Below are 18,661 nucleotides of genomic sequence, written 5' to 3'. Positions count from 1 at the left end.
CGGTCTCTCCCTTTCCTGCCCTCTGCGCCAAGGAGTTATCCGTGTATCGGCAACCCTTTAGAAGCTCGGTACGCCTGAACATACCCTACGGCCACGGCCCGGACAGCGCGACCAATCTGGCGGTAGGCGCTGTCATCCAGATTGGCGAAAGACACCCGAGCGGACCAGTTCGGTGCATCAAAACCCGATCCGTTCAACAGGACAATCCCGTGGTCTTGGGCCAGCTTGAACGAGATATCCAGCGGATGAACGTTTTCCTTGATCCACGCGACCACTTCTTCACCAACGTATTTTCGCAGCCAGAATTCGAAATCGATGATGCCGTAGTACTTATCGAACAGCGGATTATCTGGCACCTCGATGCCCATACCTTCGACCAGTTCCTCAAAGCGGTGCTTTAGGATGCCCCAACAGAAGGCCTGGTAGGCTTTCTCATCGTCCATCATTTCGACTAGCGAAAACAGTGTCATCATAACCTGCTGAGGCAATGACAAACCCGCGGTGTGGTTCAGCGCAACATCCCGGCTGTCGGCAACAATACGGTCAATGAATTTGAACGAGGATGGGTCCGGAGTCAGAGTCTCGTATCGTGCATTGACCACCGCCTTGGTCTCGGCTGGAGCCTCGGCAATCATCTTGTCGAAGATGTTATTCTGAGCAACCGCGATTGCCCCCAGTCGCCACCCCGTGCAGCCAAAGTACTTGGAATAGGAGTAAACACCTATTGTGTTCTCGGGCAGATGCCCCATTACCGACTGAAAATTAGGGACAAAAGTGCCATATACGTCATCCGTTAGGATTATCAGATCTGGCCGGCGCGTTTTCACAAAATCCACCAATCGGGCCAGAACCTCAGGGCTAATTGCTACCGAAGACGGGTTGCCAGGATTCACCAAAAACAGCGCTTTGACCTTTGGATCCGCCAATTGCTCAAGATCGTCATCAGTCAGCTGAAAATTGTCTTCCTCTTCCGAAGAGACGTCGATCACGTTGAGCGCATAGTCTTCAAGCTCGGGCATCTCCAGGTAGGGCGTGAAAATAGGTGTTCCTAGCGCAATGGTATCCCCAGCATTCAACAAACGCTGGTTTTTGAGAGCTTTGAAGATATAGCACATGGCGGCTGTGCCACCTTCGACGGCGTAGATGTCGAACTTGGTGTCCGGCCGATGGCCTGAGCACATGGCCCACATCAGGTATTCATGAACGATTGCTTCATTATGCTCGAGGCACCGATCCGGCATCGGGTAGTGATCCCCAACTATGCCGTCTGTAAGTTCCAGAACAAAGTCGTCCGGGGTGAAAGCGAACTTCTCAATCGCAAAATCCACCACGGCTGCCAGAGTGTCCGCACCCGGGATTGAACCCCGCTCAGAACAATAAGCTTTGAGGCGGTCATAGGAGCCCGGTCCCTGCGGCATTCCTGCCAAACCTACCTGAGGCTCATAACGGTGACGTTGAGCCTCGGTCATCGCAAACTGACCCAGCAGGAAAAAGGCCTCACGGGCCTTTGTCGCGATCCAGTTCGGATTTCCACGACCGGCGTTCAGATATGGCAGTGTCGTCTTGCGGGATTCTTTTTGCGCAAGCTTGATCAACTCGTCTTTGATCTGAAATGGACTTAGGTTTTCGAATTTATGAAGATCCAGCGTCTCTGACATTGCATTAAACCCATCATTTTAAAACATCGGAATTATTGATCCGGATGCTACGAAAGGATTAATGCTTGTGTAAACAATTCTTTGCGCCGGATAGGCTCCGACGCATTTTGGTCAGTTGAGCCGCGTGGTAGCCGCCAACGCACCTGCCAGAGAGTTCTTGATCTCTTCCGGGAAATCCCTGCCCTTGTCGTACAACCCAGCGGCCACCCAGCCAACTGTATGGCCCCGGGCACCGATGTCGTTTGCACGCACCAAAGTCGGAGACGTTTTTTCGATGCTGACTAGCGCCATTGAGTGTTCAATTTCGCTTTCGCTCAGCACCATTTTCACAGCGCTGAAAATATCGACCGAAACCTGCAGAGTCTGATGCTCCAGCCGATGGGCCGCATCTGTCAGCAGGCGGGTGCAAAACGCCGATAGAAAATACCAACGAAAGATAGCAAAAACACGATCCTGAAGCTCTCCTTGCAAACCCGCACCAAAAGGCGCCGCGCTGGCAATACGATCAAACGCGGCTTCTGCTGCTTCGGATGCCTTACAAATCTGCCGCTCGCGCTTAGCAACTGAAATCACACGCGGGGCGAACTCTATTGCGGCTTCTTGAGATTCCAGATTCATATTCGTCCTCCAACTCTTACTTGTGATGGGGACATGGGAACTTCGGTAGAGATTCGATTGTGACTTATTGCCATTTTTAGCGTAGTTTGTTGGATTGTTGGCCAATCAAAAATGCCACAAGAAAGTATTTAACACAAACATAATCGAATTAAACAATGCGCCAGCCAGTTCATGTGTGGATTTCAGGTGGCACATCTGCAAGCCGAACCAGCCCTGATCTTAATTTTGCGCACATACATCTGACACGATCTCGCAATAGTTATGCCAATTTCTGCATCTAAAAGTACTCAATCCTGCTGAACAGTTTACGAGTTTGAATTTAACGAGGGGGTACGAGCGGGACTAGGGGGTGAGCGCCTGTTTGGTCGGACTCGTCGACAGACAGAGCAGCTCCCCCCGCCGCGTTTCATCAATCTATCTTGTTTCTCTGAGCATGCGGCGTGACGCCAAAGCTAGACCGGAACACGCGGGAAAAATGACCCGGATTCTCGAACCCACAGGCCATAGCCACTTCGGTTACAGAGGCCTCAGTTTGCAACAACAACTTTTGCGCACGCTCAAGGCGCAACTCGGTAAAGTACTTCTTGGGAGAGGTATTCAGGTATTTTCCAAACAAGCGCTCTAACTGTCGCGTCGATATCCCAAGGTCTTCCGCGATTTGCGACGGAGAAACCGGTGCCTCGATGCTATTCCGCATAATGTGAATCGCCTTTGCCAGATGCGAATTTCGCATTCCGTTGCGCGACTGCAGTGAGACGCGCTGTTTAGCGGTGGCATTCCGGACCGCGTTGTAAACCATTTGGTCGGCCACAGCGATTGCCAACTCTTCGCCGTGGTCGCGTTCGATCAAATGCAGCATCAGATCTGCAGTAGCTGTACCGCCTGACGCAGTGATGTGCTTTTCGTCAGCGACAAAGACGCTGCGAACCAGGTTCACTTCGGGAAAAGCTTCCATAAAGGCATCATGATATTCCCAGTGGATCGCTGCCTGCATACCCTCGAGAAACCCGGCCTCGGCCAATAACCACGCGCCTGAACACAACGCACCAATTGGCGTCCCACGCGCCCGCGCCCTTCGCAGCGCCGCCAACAAGGGACGAGTGACGTGCTTTCGCATATGAATGCCTGAAAGGACGAACAGCTGATCGGTTTTGGGTATGTCGTCCAACCCACCGTGTACCAGTGTTACAACCTCGTTTGAGCACACGGCCTGTGCTCCGTTTTCAGAGATGAGGGTCCAGTCGTACAGGTTTTCCTCACTCACCAGATTCGCGATTCGCAACGGCTCGACCGCGCAGGAAAACGCAAGGTGCGAGAATTCCTCGATCAGAATGAATGTGATGTGGCGCGGTTGGCTCATGAGGCGTCCCGTTCAGCTTGATGTGGTCGGTGATCTATGCTGCACGATTTTTCTATGTATACAAGTTGTATTTTTCTAGAATACAAGAAGTGCACGCTTACCGCGACACGATTCGCGGCGCGTCAGAGGAGTGACGGATGAAAGACGACGCAAAATCTCGCAAAGCAGAATTGACTGAGCACCTTCGGGTCTCAATTCTGACGCTGCGCCTGCAGCCCGGCACGGATCTTGACGAGGCGCACCTATCAGACGCGTTCGGCCTGTCGCGCACACCGTTGCGCGAAGTATTTCGGCAATTGGCAGGCGAAGGCTATCTGGACCTGCGCGCCAATCGCAGCGCCCGTGTGTCCGAGATGTCTTATACGACGTTGCGCGATTTCTTTTTGGCCGCTCCAATGGTTTATGGCGCGATCCTGCGATTGGCGGCGGTCAACGCATCGCGCGCTCAGATTGATGACCTGAAAGACGCACAACAAGCTTTCAAGGCCGCACTGCGGTCAGGATCAGCCGAGGACCGGGCGCTGGCCAACAACCGGTTTCACGACGTCACCGGCGCTATGTCGGGCAATGTCTATCTGCTGCCTTCCTTCAACCGGCTGCTGATTGATCACGCTCGGATAGGGATGACCTTTTACCGGCCACAGACAACCAAAATGTCCGAGAATTTATCCGAGGCTAGCCGCCAGCATGACGCCATCATTGCAGCCATCGAGTCACGCGATGAGGCAGCGGCTGCACAGCTGTCCGAGGATCATTGGAACCTGTCACGCGACCAGATTGAACTGTTCGTGATGCCTGACGCGCTGGATGTCCCTATGGGTGTCCCGCCCCTTTCGAAACCTGCATGAGGACCGAATGAACCCGATTTTCAGATTTGAGGGGATTTATACCCCTGTGGTCACGCCCTATCACGAGGATGGAAGCGTGAATTGGGACGCCCTGTCCGACGTGATCGAGTACCTGATCGAAAACGGCATACATGGGCTGATCTCGGGCGGCTCTACTGGTGAGAACTATGCTCAAACCGTTCAAGAGCGTTTGGAACTGGCAAAGTTCACACATGAGCGCCTGAAAGGGCGGCTGCCTCTGGTCGTCGGAACTGGCGCAATGCTCACACCCGACTCGATTGCGTTGGCCTCAGGTGCGCGGGATATCGGCGCTGACTCGATCCTTCTGGCCAGCCCTCCCTATTCGGTTCCAACCGATCGCGAAAACGCACTGAATGCGCTGGCCATCGACAAGGCGGCTGACTTGCCGGTGATGCTGTACAACTACCCGCACCGAACTGGCACAATGATGAACGAAGAGTTCCTCGACCGTGTAGGCCGCAGCCGTAACTTCTGCGGCATCAAGGAAAGCTCGGGTGATATCAACCGCGTGCACCTGCTTGCGCGAGACTATCCGCATATCCAGCTGGGTTGTGGCATGGATGATCAGGCGCTGGAGTTCTTTGCTTGGGGCGCACCCTTCTGGGTTTGCGGCGGATCGAACTTTCTGCCAGCCGAGCACGTAGCCCTCTACAACGCCTGCGTGATCGAGGGCAACTTTATCAAAGGCCGCCGGATCATGTCCGCGATGATGCCGCTGATGCGGGTGTTGGAACAGGGCGGCAAATTCATCCAGACCATCAAGCATGGCGTCACCATGAATGGAATTGACGCAGGCGCGATGCGGCCTCCGCTGAAGGGCCTGAACAAGGACGACAAGCGCGCGCTGGAACAAGTGACACGCGTGCTGAAAAAAACAATCGCTGACATCGTGGCCGAGGGGTAAGAGACATGGATCTGCTGACACAGGACGAATACAAATCCATCGCTGCAGGCCTGGCCCTGCCGACCGGCGCCTTCATCGACGGCGCGTTCCGTCCGGCGATCTCGGGCGAAACGTTCGAAACATCAAACCCTGCCACCGGCGAAAAGCTGACCGACATTGCGGCCTGTGGCCCTGCGGACGTGGATTTCGCGGTCGAAAAGGCGCGTGAGGCGTTTGATGATGGGCGCTGGTCCAAATTGCACCCGTCTGATCGCAAAGACGTATTGATCCGGCTCTGCAAGCTGATGACCCGAAACGCCCGCGAACTCGCGGTGATGGAGAGCATCGACAGTGGCAAAACCATCTTCGATTGCGAAACGGTGGACGTGCCCGAGACTATTCATTGCCTAAAATGGCACGCCGAGGCGATCGACAAGATTTATGATCAGGTCTCACCGGCCAGCGACGATCACATTGCCATGGTCGTGCGCGAGCCGATCGGCGTCGTGGGCCTTGTTCTGCCGTGGAATTTCCCGTTGTTGATGCTGGCGTGGAAGATCGGACCCGCGCTGGCGGCCGGTTGCTCGGTCGTGGTGAAACCAGCCGCTGAAACCACGTTGACCGCACTGCGCTTGGCCGAACTCGCGATGGAAGCCGGACTGCCTCGCGGCGTGTTGAACATCGTCCCCGGCGGCGGCGCAAAGGTCGGTGAGCCCATCGGTCGTCACATGGATATCGACATGGTGTCTTTCACTGGCTCGACCGTCACAGGCAAACGGTTCCTGACATATTCCGCCGAAAGCAACGCCAAAGAGGTGGTGCTTGAGATGGGCGGCAAGAACCCTGCAATCGTCATGGATGATGCAGAAAACCTGGACCGTGTGGCCGCGCATATCGTCAATGGTGCATTCTGGAACATGGGCGAGAACTGCTCGGCCTCGTCCCGTCTTATCGTGCACAAGGACGTAAAGGCGGAACTGCTGGAGCGGATCGCGCATCACGCAAAACAGTGGAACATCGGTGACCCGCTAGATCCGGAAACCCGTATGGGTGCGCTTGTCAGTGAAGGTCATTACAACAAGGTTTGTGGTTATCTGGAGCAGGCCGAGAATGTTGTAATCGGTGGCAAGGCCGAGAAAGGCTTTGTTGAGGCCACCGTAGTCGAAGTTCCCGGCAATGACGCCACCTTGGCGCGAGAGGAAATCTTTGGCCCGGTCCTGTCCGTGATCGAAGTCTCTGGGTTTGACGAGGCAATCAAGATCGCCAACGACACTGAGTACGGCCTTTGTGCGTCGATTTTCACCGCCAACGCGAAACGCGCGATCCGAGGTGCCCGGGCGATCCGCGCAGGCACAGTGACTGTCAACAGCTTTGGCGAAGGTGACATCACCACGCCCTTCGGCGGATACAAGCAGTCTGGATTTGGCGGCCGAGACAACTCAGTCCATGCTCATGACCAGTACACCCAGTTGAAAACCATCTGGATTGATCTGGCGGATGACGCCGACGAGGCGGTCGATTGAACGCTTACGCCGCAAGAACCCTGCCGGTCCACCGCGGACCGGCAGCATGGAGCGCCATCCTTGGCGCTCAACCTACTGCACGGGAACTAACCGGCGACACAACGGCCGATTTCACGATTGTAGGCGCTGGATTTGCCGGGCTTTCGGCGGCCCGTCGCCTGACACAACTCCAACCCGACGCAAAAATCATCGTGATTGAGGCCGGACGCGTAGCCGAGGGCGCGGCGGGCCGGAACTCCGGTTTTATGATCGACTTGCCGCATGATTTGGCCTCGGATGACTACGCAGGGGCCGGCGACGACAAGGCGATGATCGCGCTGAACCGACAGGCGATTGCCTTTGCCCGTGCTGCAGTTGAACAATACCAGATCGACCCAAACTTCTTCGATCCGGTCGGCAAGGTAAATGGAGCGGCCAGTGCTGCCGGTCATGCCCATAACGTCAGCTATGCACAGCACCTGGAAACACTGGGCGAGACCAGCGAAATGCTGGATCCGCAGCAAATGTACGATCTGACGGGGTCTCGGCACTATCGATCTGGCCTCTATACGCCCGGCACAGCGATGCTGCAGCCAGCAGGCTACATTCGTGGGTTGGCTGCCGGATTGGTCAGGGACGGTGTGGCAGTCTATGAGAACTCGGCCGTCACAGGGTTCAAACGGCAAGGCAGCGCATGGCAAGTGCAAACCCAGCGCGGCAGGGTCAGTACAGGCGCGGTGATCCTGACAGTCAACGGTCACCTTGAAAGCTTTGGTATTGAGCGTGACCGTCTGATGCAGTTGTTCCTGTTCGCGGCGATGACACCGGAACTGGACACCAGCGCATTGGCCCGATTGGGTGGACAATCGCGATGGGGTGTAACGCCATCCGATCCCATGGGCACCACAATGCGTCGGATTGATACTGGTCAGGGGGGAAACCGCATTGTCACCCGCACCTGCGCAGCGCTTCGTCCCGGCATGGCAGCAACTGCAAGTGATCTGGCGCGGGCGTCGCGCGTTATGCAGCGCAAGTTTGATCAGCGGTTTCCACAACTCGCGGGCATGGAAATGGAATACCATTGGGCTGGCCACCTTTGCCTAAGCCTGAATGGTGTGTCCGTCGCGCGTGAGGTCGAACCCGGCATCTACTCCGGTTGTGTTCAGAATGGGCTGGGCACGGCCCGAGGAACACTCACCGGGATCGCAGCCGCAGAACGCGCCTGCGGTCACAGTTCAGACATCACCCGTCACTTCGAAGCCGAGGATCAACCCAAGCGCCTGCCACCGCAACCGTTTCGCGAGATCGGCGCCAATGCCGTTCTGCGCTGGAAAGAATGGCGGGCGAGGGATGAGTGATCAGGGTAGGCTCAGCTTGGCCATACGCCCACCGTCGACAGTGTAAACCTGCCCGGTGATAAAGCTGGCCTCGTCCGAGGCCAGAAACGCAACCAATGCCGCGACTTCATCCGGCCCGCCAGTTCGATCAACGGGGTGGATGCGCTTGATATCTTCGCGAAACGCATTGGGGTCCGGCATCGATGCAATGAAGTCCAGGTTCAACTCGGTATCGATCCAACCCGGCGCAACCGCATTGCAGCGGACACCTTCAGAGCCATGATCCACCGCCACTGCTCGGGTGAGACCGTGCAACCCCGCCTTGGATGCACAATAAGCTGCGTGGCCCGGATTACTGCCCAAGCCTTCGATAGAGCCAGTGTTAACGATGTTCCCTCGCACCTCGCGCAAATACGGCAAAGCGGCTTTGATCAGCAAAAACGGGGCCGTAAGGTTGACCGCCAGCGTACGCTGCCAATCTTCCAGGCTCATATCCTCGACCGAGGCTTCCTGCATAACGCCAGCATTGTTGACCAGAACGTCCAACTGCCCTGCCCGATCAATGGCCTGGTCGACAACGGATTGCGGCGTATCGGGATTGCTGAAATCAGCCTCGATCCCTTCGAAATCCGGATCCGCCCCACGCTGCGCCGTAAACACGCGCGCACCGTCCTGTTTCAATCGCTTGGCAATGGCGCGGCCAATCCCGCTGCGGCCACCCGTCACCAGAGCGGTTTTCCCGTCAAATCGGCTCATGAGACAGGTTTCCCCCCATTCACCTCAAGAAGTGCACCGCAGATATAGCGAGACGCATCCGATACCAGGAACATGGCAACGTCGGCAATATCCTCGGGCTCGGCTATGCGGCCCAATGGGACGGTTTGGCCTAGTTCGGCCACCGCTGTATCCGGATCGAAACCACGCTTTTCAAAACCAGATCGCAGCATTGGTGTGTTCACCTCATTCGGGCAGACCGCGTTGATGCGGATACCCTGATGCGCGTGATCCATACCCATGCACTGGGTCAGAGACGCAATCGCGGCCTTTGTCATGCAATAAACCGCGTGGTTCGGACCCGGACGCAATCCCCAGCAGGATGCGGTGTTGACGATCGCTCCGCCGCCGCTTGAGGCCATAATTGGGATCGCGGCCCGGCATATGCGAAACGGAGCTTCGACGTTCACACTCAACGACAACGCCCAGTCTTGATCCGATGTTTCTGTAACTGACCCACGCGAAATGACGCCTGCGTTGTTGATGACGATATCCAAACCGCCCAACGCATCCGCTGCAGCCCCAGGCAGTGCATCGGCATAAGACCCATCCAACAGATCACCAGGCAGCAGAGCATCCGCGTCGATCCCGTCGACCACGCGATCCGCTACTGCAACGCGCGCACCCGCCTGTCGGAGACGCTGTACGATTGCGGCTCCGATCCCTCCTGCAGCACCGGTTACCAGCGCCGATTTTCCCTCTAATTCCATTTACCCTCCGGTTGGATCAAAAAAGCCCGCCCGATGGGAACCGAGCGGGTAAGTTTCGGGGAGAATACCTCAGTAACTTTGGTTCAGTTCATCGGCCGCAGGAATTTCCCGCTCGCGACGGGCGATGTAGTCCAGCAGCTCTTCGTTCTTTGCTTCGTCCAATTTGGGTTCTTGGTATTCGGCCAGCAGAGTGCGGGCGCGGTTTAGGGCCCGTTCAGTGATTTCAACGCTGCCTTCCGCCTGCCATTGCTCGATCGAGTTATTGTCGAACAGTTCAGGCATGAAGAACGCATTTTGGAAGTTTTCCTGAGTATGCGGATGACCCAGATAGTGACCACCGGGGCCGACATCCGGCACTGCCGCGAGAGCCTGATCAAAGTCGTTCCATTTCGGCCCTTCGGTCATACGATAAGCCATGGCGCATTGCTCTGCGTCCACAATGAACTTGGCGACGGAACAATGCATTCCGGCCTCATTCCAACCCGCAGAGTGCCAGATGTAATTGGCCCCAGCATGCATCACGGCCTGCAACGTCGTCGCAGATTCATATCCGGCCTGCGCATCAAAGGTCTTGGCCCCACCCAAAGTGTTCGATGTTCGCCACGGCACGCCATAGTAACGTGCCATCTGACCGATCATAAAGTTCATCAGGCTGATCTCGGGCGTGCCCGCCATCGGCGCGCCTGACTTCATCGACACAGTCGACAAGTAATGTCCGTAGATTGCCGGAGCACCTTTGCGAATGACCTGAGTGTAAGCAAGCGCGCTCAACGCCTCTGCATTCAACTGTGCCACGGTTGCTGGAACCGACGCAGGCGTGTTGGCCCCGCCTAGCACGAAGGGCGAGCAAAGCACCGGTTGTTTTCGACGACAGAACGCCCGCATCGCACCCAGCATGGTTTCGTCCCAGACCAGCGGCGAGTTACCGTTGCAGTTGCCTGTGGTGACGGGGTGATCCTCAAGGAATTCTTCCCCGAACAGGATCGCACACATATCCATCACATCCTCGGCGTTCTTGGGGCTGGTGGTCATGCCCATGAACGTTTTGTCTGAGTGTTTCATCGATGAATAGGTGATGCGCAGGTGGCGCTGGCTGATCGGATGATCATAAGGCTCAACAATGTGGTGCGCCGAAGAGTGCAGCGCTGGCATCATGTGGCTGAGTTTGTGGAACATCGCCAGATCTTCCAGCAGCGGGTTGCGGCGCACGTCGTCCAGATCACGCAGGAAAGGCGCTCCAGTCATGGGCACGAAAATCGAGTGCTTTCCACCAAGACGCACATTCTTTTTTGGATCTCGCGCATGGTAGGTAAAATCGCTGGGGATGGTAGCGATCAACTCGCGTACAAGGCCGCGATCCAGAAAGACCAGCTCACCCTCGACCTTAGCGCCGACTTTCTTCCAGTCTTCCAGCGCGATGGGGTCACGGAATTGGACACCGACGTTTTCGAGAATGTCCATCGAAGCAGCGTCGATGCGCTCGACCTGGCTGCCATCCATAACCTCGCAATAAGGAATTCCTCGGGTCAGACCGGGCAACATTTCAAAGTTCGGGGCAGTGCGCAAAGCGCGGCGTGCAGAGCGTCCGCCAGAGCGGGTCGCGGTTCGAATGTTCACGGGGCAATCCTCCAATATTGTCTCCGAGATTGCTGGTTTTCGAGTCGGTGCACCTCGCTGATTGCGATGTCTGTTTGCAGGAAACGACTCCTGTGCGTTCCCCTTCCAATCCTGAAAAGGTGCATCAATGTGCGTTCGAGACTGCCATAATCACACGCACAGTTTACCCCACGAAACACTGTTCGCTTCCGGGGCCTCTCATATATCGTGAAAAGACCAATTCGGTCGCTTGGGGAGGGCGAGCGCATGGAACACAGTACAGACATGCTCATTATCGGCGCCGGGTTTTCGGGGCTGATCATGGCCATTGAGGCCCGCAAACGTGGGATTACAGATATCGCCATTCTTGAAAAAGCGGACGATATCGGCGGGACGTGGCGCGACAACACATATCCGGGCGTGGCCTGCGATATTCCCTCGCACCTCTATTCAATGGCAACGCACTTGAACCCCGACTGGAGCCGCGCCTACGCCGGCGGGGGTGAAATCCAATCCTATCTGCAGAAAGTTTGCCGCGAAGAAGACCTTTACGACCTGTGCCATTTTGGCCAGCAGCTAAAGTCCGCACGATGGGACGGTGCTCGCTGGCAAGTGGAAACAGAGGCCGGGCAACGTTGGTCAGCACGCTTTCTGATTTCGGCTATTGGCGCGCTTCACCTGCCCAGCATCCCCGAAATTCCTGGAGCTGATAGCTTCCCTGGCCCCCGTTTTCACTCGGCGGAATGGGATCATGATGTTGACTGGGCAAATAAGCGTATCGCCGTGGTCGGCACAGGCGCTTCGGCCGTCCAATTCGTCCCTGAGATCGCCAAGACTGCGGCGCAAGTCACGGTGTTCCAGCGAACGGCGCCCTATGTCTTACCAAGGCCAGATGGACCGATTGCGCCTTGGCTGCGCAGCGTATACCGGCAGATTCCAATGCTTGCTCGGATACGGCGCAAGCTGATCTATATGATCTTTGAGTACCGCCACCGTGTGTTCCGGGGTGAAGAGCGAATGGTGAATTTCGCCATGAAGATGTGGCGTCACGCGCTTGAAAAATCGATCACCGACCCTCAAGAACGTGAAGCACTGACCCCGAATTACCGGATCGGATGCAAACGAATCCTCAGCTCGAACGATTGGTACCCGGCGCTCGCCAAGGACAATGTAACGGTCATTCCGCACGGGGTATCGTCAATTGATAGGGAAGAAGTCATTTCGACCGACGGCCGCCGTACAAAGGCCGATATATTGATCTGGGGCACCGGATTTCACGTGACGGACATGGCCGAACGGCTGGACATTACCGGTGCTGACGGTCTGACACTGCGTCAAGCCTGGACCGAAGGTATGCAGGCCAATTTGGGCACTGCAATCGCAGGGTTCCCGAACTTCTTCATGCTGCTCGGTCCGCACACAGGTCTGGGCCATAACTCGGTCGTGTTGATGATCGAGGCGCAAGTGGATCATATCGGCCGTGTGCTGGACCAGATGAAGCATTACGGCGTTACAACCATTACTCCTGACGCCATGAGACAGGCAGCGTTCACGCAAGAAATGCAGGACCGACACGTGAATAGTGTCTGGCAGGCAGGTGGGTGCTCGTCTTGGTATCAGGACAGCGAGGGCCGCAACACAACGCTTTGGCCCGGCCCGGTATCAGAGTATCAAAAACGTATGTCCCAATCCGGGATGGAACAGTACCATCCTGTCCGATCCCAAAGCGGAGAGCGCTGAGATGACCACACTTTTGATTATCCTCCTGCTGATCGCGGCATTTCTCTTAGGTATGAACATTTGGACAAGGCGCCTGACTCAACAAGGGTTCGCGCGCGTTCCTCAACTGGGCGACATTGTTCCGGTGCGCGGCGGCAGCATCCATTATGTTGAGAAGGGTGATCCGGCAAAGCAAACTATTGTCATGATCCACGGGCTGTCGGGTCAGCTTCAGCACTTTACCTATGCATTGGTGGATAAGCTGGCCGACGACCATCACGTAATAGCCGTCGATCGCCCCGGTTGCGGGTATTCGACCCGCGACAGCGCCGACCTTGGGCAGTTACCCGAGCAGGCACGAATGATACAGGAGTTTCTGGACATCAAAGGTGTCACAAACGCTGTGCTGGTTGGGCACTCATTGGGTGGCGCGGTATCACTGGCAATGGCTCTGGACTATCCAGACAAAACAAAAGCGTTGGCATTGTTGGCTCCCTTGACGCAGAAACTCCCCGGCACTCCGCCGGTTTTTAAACCGTTGGAAATCCGCTCTGATTGGCTGCGTGCGTTCATTGGCAATACAATTGCTGTGCCATTGGCTGCGAAAACTGCTCCCCACGCGTTGAGTTCTGTTTTCGCCCCCGAGCCTGCACCCGCTGATTTCCTGGATCGGGCCGGCGGAGCGTTGGGCCTTCGACCTTCCGCCTTCATTACCGCGTCACAGGACGTGGTCGGCGCAGACGAGAGTATCGCTGCGCAGGTGAGCCGCTATGAAACGCTAACCATTCCCGGTGGCATTCTATACGGCGCGCAAGATGCAATCCTGTCCCCTGAGATGCATGCACCGCCGATGAAACAGTTTGGATTGTCCGATGACCGCCTGGACGGCCTAGGCCATATGATTCCCATTACCGCTCCTGAGGCGTGCGCATCTTTCATTAGGCGCATAGCGGAAGAACCGGGGCTAAAGCGCGAAAGCGAAACGGGGTAAACGGTCGCTCAAAAGAATCCTGCGTTGACCACCTTTTCCCTCTTGACCCTATCCGGCCCCTCCCTTAAATCGCCTCTCACTCATGGCGGAGTAGCTCAGTTGGTTAGAGCAGCGGAATCATAATCCGCGTGTCGGGGGTTCAAGTCCCTCCTCCGCTACCATCACCCCTCAGAACTAACCGATCGAAGTGCTGGATTTGCGTTGGCAGCAACCTTTGCCTTGGCTTTTTCGTTGCGAACTACAAGCGCGGATTCGTTCGATTTTGAAAGATCAGAACGCCAGGCTGTTTTGGGCGCGCGTTACTTCCTCTGAACGAACTTCACCCGTGCGGGAAATCTGGATCTTTAAACGCTGCGCGTTTGGAAACCGGTCAAAGTAAACGAACTCGGCGCCTTTCAAAGCGTCCATGTCCTGACATTGCATCTGATAATCGGCCTGAAACTCAGTATGCTCGGCCTCTTCACTCGCACTGTCCTGACCAAGTGTCTCACCAGGTAAAGTCACATTGGCCGAAGAGACAAAACACCCTGCTTCCTCTGACAGAGCAAACAGTTCCATCGGCTTGGAAAGGTCGGATATCGCTCTGGCGACAAGGGTTCGATCCTCGTCGGTTTCAGGTGCTCTCTCAAACCCAACGATGTCGACTCCGGGCACAATAAGGGTCAGCGTCAACTCTGCACCTGAAAAGACGATATCCAGACGCCCGGTACCATGCTCATGCGTCGTTCCGCTTTGCGATTGCGAAAGCGCAACCGCAGGGATCAACGTGATGGCGAGGACAGTGCTTTTCATAAACCAGGCACCCATTAACAGAGAATCACAGAGATCATTTTAATGTGATTCCAAACCCACGCAATCGCGTCACCCGCCTGGTTAACTCACCAGAAATGGGGAGGATATCGCGTCAAATCGCCCCAAGAGTCATACCTGATAATAAAAGTCAGGTTGACATGACTGACTAATTCACTCAGTTATTACGCCATATGCGTCGCCGCCCCTGCGACGCTTGTGAATTTGTTTCTGACAGGAAAGTGTCACTCTAATGACCCGATTTTTTGCTGCCGCCAGCGCCCTGACCCTTGGCGTTGCCTCTGCCGCTGTTGCCGCTGACGCGCCATCAAAAGCCGATGTGCTTAACACCTACGCCAACATTGCCGAAGCGAAATACGACGACAGCCTGATCGCTGCCAAAGCATTGCAAGAGGCCGTAAATGCCCTAATCGCTGAGCCGTCCGATGCCACTCTGAACGCAGCACGAGCTGCGTGGGTTGCTGCGCGCGTGCCTTACCAGCAGACCGAAGTTTATCGTTTCGGCAACGCCATCGTTGACGACTGGGAAGGCAAAGTGAACGCGTGGCCGCTGGACGAAGGCCTGATCGACTATGTTGACGCTGCATATGGCGGCCCGACAGATGAAAACGAGTTTGCCGCGCTGAACGTAATCGCAAACCCAAACTTTGAGCTGTCAGGCGAAACCATCGACGCCAGCGAAATCACTCCGGAACTTCTGGGAGAAACCCTGCACGAAGCTGACGGGATCGAGGCGAACGTTGCCACCGGTTATCACGCCATTGAGTTCCTGCTGTGGGGCCAAGACATGAACGGTCACGGTGCAGGCGCGGGCAACCGCCCTTACACCGACTATGTTCAGGGTGACGACTGCACGGGCGGCAATTGCGACCGCCGCGCCCAGTATCTGAGCGCAGCAACGGAGCTGTTGGTCAGTGATCTGGAATGGATGGCGAACCAGTGGAAAGAGGGCGGCGAAGCACGTGCTGCTCTGGCTGCAGATGAAACCGCTGGCGTTTCGGCCATCCTTACCGGGATGGGGTCACTGTCTTATGGTGAACAAGCCGGCGAACGCATGCGCCTTGGCCTGATGCTGAACGACCCCGAGGAAGAACATGATTGCTTCTCAGACAACACCCACAACAGCCATTACTACGATGGCTTGGGCATCCAGAACGTCTACTTGGGCAGCTACACCCGTATTGATGGCACTCCGGTTAGTGGTGCTTCGCTGTCTGACCTGGTGATCGCTTCTGATCCTTCACTGGACGCCGAAATGAAGGCGAAGTTGGCCAACACCATGCAAGCGTTGGGTCGTCTAAAGTCCACCGCCGAAGCAGGTTTCGCCTATGACCAGATGCTGGAGCGCGGCAACGAAGGTGGCGAACTGTTGATTATGGGCGGTGTCAATGGTCTGGTCGATCAGACCAAGACAATCGAGCGTATCGTGACCACGTTGAAGCTGGATCAGATCGATTTCGAAGGCTCAGACAGCTTGGATAACCCTGACGCGGTATTCCAATAAGGTAAGTTCTGGCCGGAAGCGTTGGCGAAATGACGCTTCCGGCCAGACCCAAAACTCATGTTGTGTCTGGATCTGAAACCATTAACTTACTAAAAAAGTAAGAAACCTACCGAGCCTAGAATCGCCATGATCGTTTGTCACTGTACCAACATAACTGACCACGATATCCGCGCTGCAATCGATTGGATGCGGACGTCGGACGCGCAAGCGATCATAACCCCGGGAAAGGTCTATCACGCCCTTGGGAAATCCGCAGATTGCGGCGGCTGTATGCCGCTCTTTCTGGACACAATGCGATCAAGCAATAACTTGGAGGTACCTATGCAACTCCGTGCTTTACGCACTGGTGCGACACAAGGCAAACCTGAAGAGGGGCGCTCTCAAGCCTCAAGAACTTCCAAACAAATCTCGGCAGCGTAAGCTAGTAGCGGCAAGCCTATACTGGCCGCAGAAACGATTGGGCCCTTGGCAACACGATCAATTGAAGCGGAGAAAGCTCCATCGAAGAGATGGATGACGCGATCAAATTGATTGAGCACAATGCGATCTACGCGGCCATCCCAACCCACATTAACTAGACCTACTGAGCTTCCGTGCCCACAGGGAACGCTGGAGCGTGACCATTAACAAGGATTGGGCGCGTTCCGACGCAAAAACGCGAATTAATAGCAAAGAAACATAGGGCTACGTCTCTATGTCGCTGTTCAAAGGATTGCTACGTGATGAGGAAAGTCATATCGGCTTTTTGGAAACGCAGCTCGACCTTTACGAAAGGACTGGCAAAGCCAACTATGCGCAACTTAACGCATCGAAAACGGGCGAGTGGCCTCGCCTGCCTGTCGGTAGCGGCCCTGGCGGCCACTCAGCCCTTGGCAGCCGAGCTACAGGATTTCCACCTCAATTTTGAACCCAGAACCGAGGACGAGCGCGCCCGGATTGCCGCAGCCACCGCTGCGCCTGCGGATTACAACGCGCCACAACGGTTCGAGGAACTTTCCGCTGGTGCAGCCACGGTCCGCGCACGCAAAGACGCGGATGCGTTTTCGCAACCCTCTGGCAATCTGGCATTCGAGCAAGAACTGGACTTCAAGGTTGGCAACGGCTTGTTCAAGAAAATCTGGGTGTCTTCCCCGGCCTCGACTCTGGCTTCTGACGGGCTGGGCCCGCTCTACAACGCCCGGTCGTGCCAGCGTTGCCACATAAAGGACGGCCGTGGGCACACGCCCAACGGACCCGAAGACAACGCAATTTCGATGTTCCTGCGGATCTCGATCCCAGGCGGCGAAAACTACGATGAAATCGAGGATTACATCGCCACTCAGCCCGAGCCGAATTACGGCGGTCAGATGCAGGATCACTCACTGCCTGGCCATCCAGCAGAGTATCGGTTGGATATCAGCTACGAAGACATCCCGATAACTTTGTCCGAAGGCGAAACGGTCATCTTACGCAAGCCGACCTATGAGGCGGCGGATTTGGGATACGGTCCCTTGCTCCCTGACGCCATGTTAAGCCCTCGGGTGGCACCGCAAATGATCGGTCTTGGGCTACTTGAAGCGATCCCCGTCGAGGATTTGCTCGCTAATGCCGACCCAGAGGACGAGGACGGCGACGGTATTTCCGGGCGCCCCAACATCGTTTGGTCAACCGAGTACGACGCGCCCATGATGGGTCGGTTTGGACACAAGGCAGGCATGCCAACAGTTATGGAGCAATCTGCCGCCGCGTTTTCAGGGGATATCGGTATTTCCAGCCCGCTCTATCCCGCAGCACACGGTGATTGTACTGACGCTCAACTAGATTGCATTGGTGCCCCGCACGGGGACGGCGATGATCGGGTCTTTGAAATCGACCAGATCGGCATGGATCTTGTGGCTTTCTACAGCCGCAACCTAGGCGTTCCAGAGCGCCGGGATGTGAATGATCCCCGAGTATTGCGCGGCAAACAGGTATTCAACGACACAGGATGCGCCTCTTGCCACACACCTGCCTTTGTGACCCACCGCATGGAGGATCGGCCTGAGCACAGCTTTCAGTTGATTTGGCCATATTCCGACCTTTTGCTGCATGACATGGGTGAGGGATTGGCTGATAACCGCCCCGAGGCACGTGCCACAGGGCGCGAGTGGCGCACACCGCCACTGTGGGGAATTGGTCTGACTGAACAGGTCTCGGGCCACACTCAGTTCCTGCATGACGGTCGGGCACAATCCTTGCTGGAAGCCATTCTGTGGCACGGCGGCGAAGCTCAGGCTGCACGCGATACAGTTGTCGCAATGCCCAAACCCGACCGAGATGCCCTTATCCGTTTTCTTGAAAGCCTCTGAACC

General features: G+C 56.0%; 16 protein-coding genes and 1 tRNA gene. 10 read left to right on the top strand and 7 right to left on the bottom strand.

All coding sequences use genetic code 11. The features are described 5' to 3' along the window. Positions 1–35 precede the first annotated feature (35 nt). From ACR0EO_RS07575 to ACR0EO_RS07565, 3 genes are all read right to left on the bottom strand, one after another. The gene (locus ACR0EO_RS07575; RefSeq protein WP_480688548.1) at positions 36–1,658 is read right to left on the bottom strand and encodes a bifunctional aspartate transaminase/aspartate 4-decarboxylase; all 1,623 of its coding nucleotides are present in this window, start codon (positions 1,656–1,658) and stop codon (positions 36–38) included. A gap of 111 nt (positions 1,659–1,769) precedes the next feature. Further along, the gene (locus ACR0EO_RS07570) at positions 1,770–2,276 is read right to left on the bottom strand and encodes a hypothetical protein (protein WP_480688546.1); all 507 of its coding nucleotides are present in this window, start codon (positions 2,274–2,276) and stop codon (positions 1,770–1,772) included. 409 nt (positions 2,277–2,685) lie between these two features. Then, positions 2,686–3,636 (bottom strand): GlxA family transcriptional regulator, encoded by a 951-nt coding sequence (locus ACR0EO_RS07565; protein WP_480688544.1) that lies wholly within the window; start codon positions 3,634–3,636, stop codon positions 2,686–2,688. 137 nt (positions 3,637–3,773) lie between these two features. Between ACR0EO_RS07565 and ACR0EO_RS07560 the strand changes: the two genes are divergently transcribed. The 4 genes from ACR0EO_RS07560 to ACR0EO_RS07545 are packed head-to-tail and all read left to right on the top strand — an operon-like array spanning position 3,774 to position 8,248. Beyond that, entirely contained in the window at positions 3,774–4,484 is a 711-nt protein-coding gene (locus tag ACR0EO_RS07560) for a GntR family transcriptional regulator (RefSeq protein WP_480688542.1), read from the top strand. A gap of 7 nt (positions 4,485–4,491) precedes the next feature. Next, positions 4,492–5,409: a dihydrodipicolinate synthase family protein gene (locus tag ACR0EO_RS07555; RefSeq protein ID WP_480688540.1), complete on the top strand. Its 918-nt coding sequence runs from the start codon at positions 4,492–4,494 to the stop codon at positions 5,407–5,409. Positions 5,410–5,414: 5 nt separating this feature from the next. Continuing rightward, positions 5,415–6,911 carry an aldehyde dehydrogenase gene (locus tag ACR0EO_RS07550; protein WP_480688538.1) on the top strand — a complete coding sequence of 499 codons (1,497 nt, stop codon included), beginning with the start codon at positions 5,415–5,417 and terminating at the stop codon, positions 6,909–6,911. Continuing rightward, positions 6,908–8,248: an NAD(P)/FAD-dependent oxidoreductase gene (locus tag ACR0EO_RS07545; protein WP_480688536.1), complete on the top strand. Its 1,341-nt coding sequence runs from the start codon at positions 6,908–6,910 to the stop codon at positions 8,246–8,248. Before ACR0EO_RS07550 ends, ACR0EO_RS07545 begins: the two co-directional genes overlap by 4 nt. On the opposite strand, the gene ACR0EO_RS07540 is transcribed toward ACR0EO_RS07545, so the two are convergent. The 3 genes from ACR0EO_RS07540 to ACR0EO_RS07530 all read right to left on the bottom strand — a co-directional run bounded on the left by ACR0EO_RS07540 (position 8,249) and on the right by ACR0EO_RS07530 (position 11,328). Continuing rightward, a complete protein-coding gene (locus ACR0EO_RS07540) occupies positions 8,249–8,983 on the bottom strand; it encodes an SDR family NAD(P)-dependent oxidoreductase (protein ID WP_480688534.1) in 735 nt (244 codons plus the stop codon). Then, entirely contained in the window at positions 8,980–9,711 is a 732-nt protein-coding gene (locus ACR0EO_RS07535) for an SDR family NAD(P)-dependent oxidoreductase (protein ID WP_480688532.1), read from the bottom strand. The genes ACR0EO_RS07540 and ACR0EO_RS07535 overlap by 4 nt, the downstream gene beginning before the upstream one ends. Positions 9,712–9,780: 69 nt before the next feature. Beyond that, positions 9,781–11,328: a trimethylamine methyltransferase family protein gene (locus tag ACR0EO_RS07530; protein WP_480688531.1), complete on the bottom strand. Its 1,548-nt coding sequence runs from the start codon at positions 11,326–11,328 to the stop codon at positions 9,781–9,783. Positions 11,329–11,574: 246 nt separating this feature from the next. On the opposite strand from ACR0EO_RS07530, the gene ACR0EO_RS07525 reads away from it, so the two are divergent. From ACR0EO_RS07525 to ACR0EO_RS07515, 3 genes are all read left to right on the top strand, one after another. Beyond that, positions 11,575–13,047, top strand: coding sequence for a flavin-containing monooxygenase (locus ACR0EO_RS07525; protein WP_480688529.1), 1,473 nt, complete (start codon positions 11,575–11,577; stop codon positions 13,045–13,047). A gap of 1 nt (position 13,048) precedes the next feature. After that, complete coding sequence (locus tag ACR0EO_RS07520; RefSeq protein ID WP_480688527.1) at positions 13,049–14,017, top strand: alpha/beta fold hydrolase; 969 nt, start codon at positions 13,049–13,051, stop codon at positions 14,015–14,017. A gap of 84 nt (positions 14,018–14,101) precedes the next feature. Next, positions 14,102–14,178: transfer RNA gene (locus ACR0EO_RS07515), tRNA-Met, on the top strand. Positions 14,179–14,287: 109 nt separating this feature from the next. Here ACR0EO_RS07515 and ACR0EO_RS07510 read toward each other — a convergent pair. Then, complete coding sequence (locus tag ACR0EO_RS07510; RefSeq protein WP_480688525.1) at positions 14,288–14,809, bottom strand: ZrgA family zinc uptake protein; 522 nt, start codon at positions 14,807–14,809, stop codon at positions 14,288–14,290. Between the two features lie 250 nt (positions 14,810–15,059). Between ACR0EO_RS07510 and ACR0EO_RS07505 the strand changes: the two genes are divergently transcribed. From ACR0EO_RS07505 to ACR0EO_RS07495, 3 genes are all read left to right on the top strand, one after another. Next, complete coding sequence (locus ACR0EO_RS07505; RefSeq protein WP_480688523.1) at positions 15,060–16,331, top strand: imelysin family protein; 1,272 nt, start codon at positions 15,060–15,062, stop codon at positions 16,329–16,331. A 126-nt stretch (positions 16,332–16,457) separates the two neighbouring features. Beyond that, the gene (locus tag ACR0EO_RS07500) at positions 16,458–16,751 is read left to right on the top strand and encodes a (2Fe-2S)-binding protein (RefSeq protein ID WP_480688521.1); all 294 of its coding nucleotides are present in this window, start codon (positions 16,458–16,460) and stop codon (positions 16,749–16,751) included. Positions 16,752–17,122: 371 nt separating this feature from the next. Further along, positions 17,123–18,658 (top strand): di-heme oxidoreductase family protein, encoded by a 1,536-nt coding sequence (locus ACR0EO_RS07495; RefSeq protein ID WP_480689738.1) that lies wholly within the window; start codon positions 17,123–17,125, stop codon positions 18,656–18,658. Positions 18,659–18,661: the final 3 nt, after the last annotated feature.

The organism is Ruegeria sp. BE9, from assembly GCF_056538765.1.
This window is presented reverse-complemented; position numbering and strand designations above follow the sequence as displayed.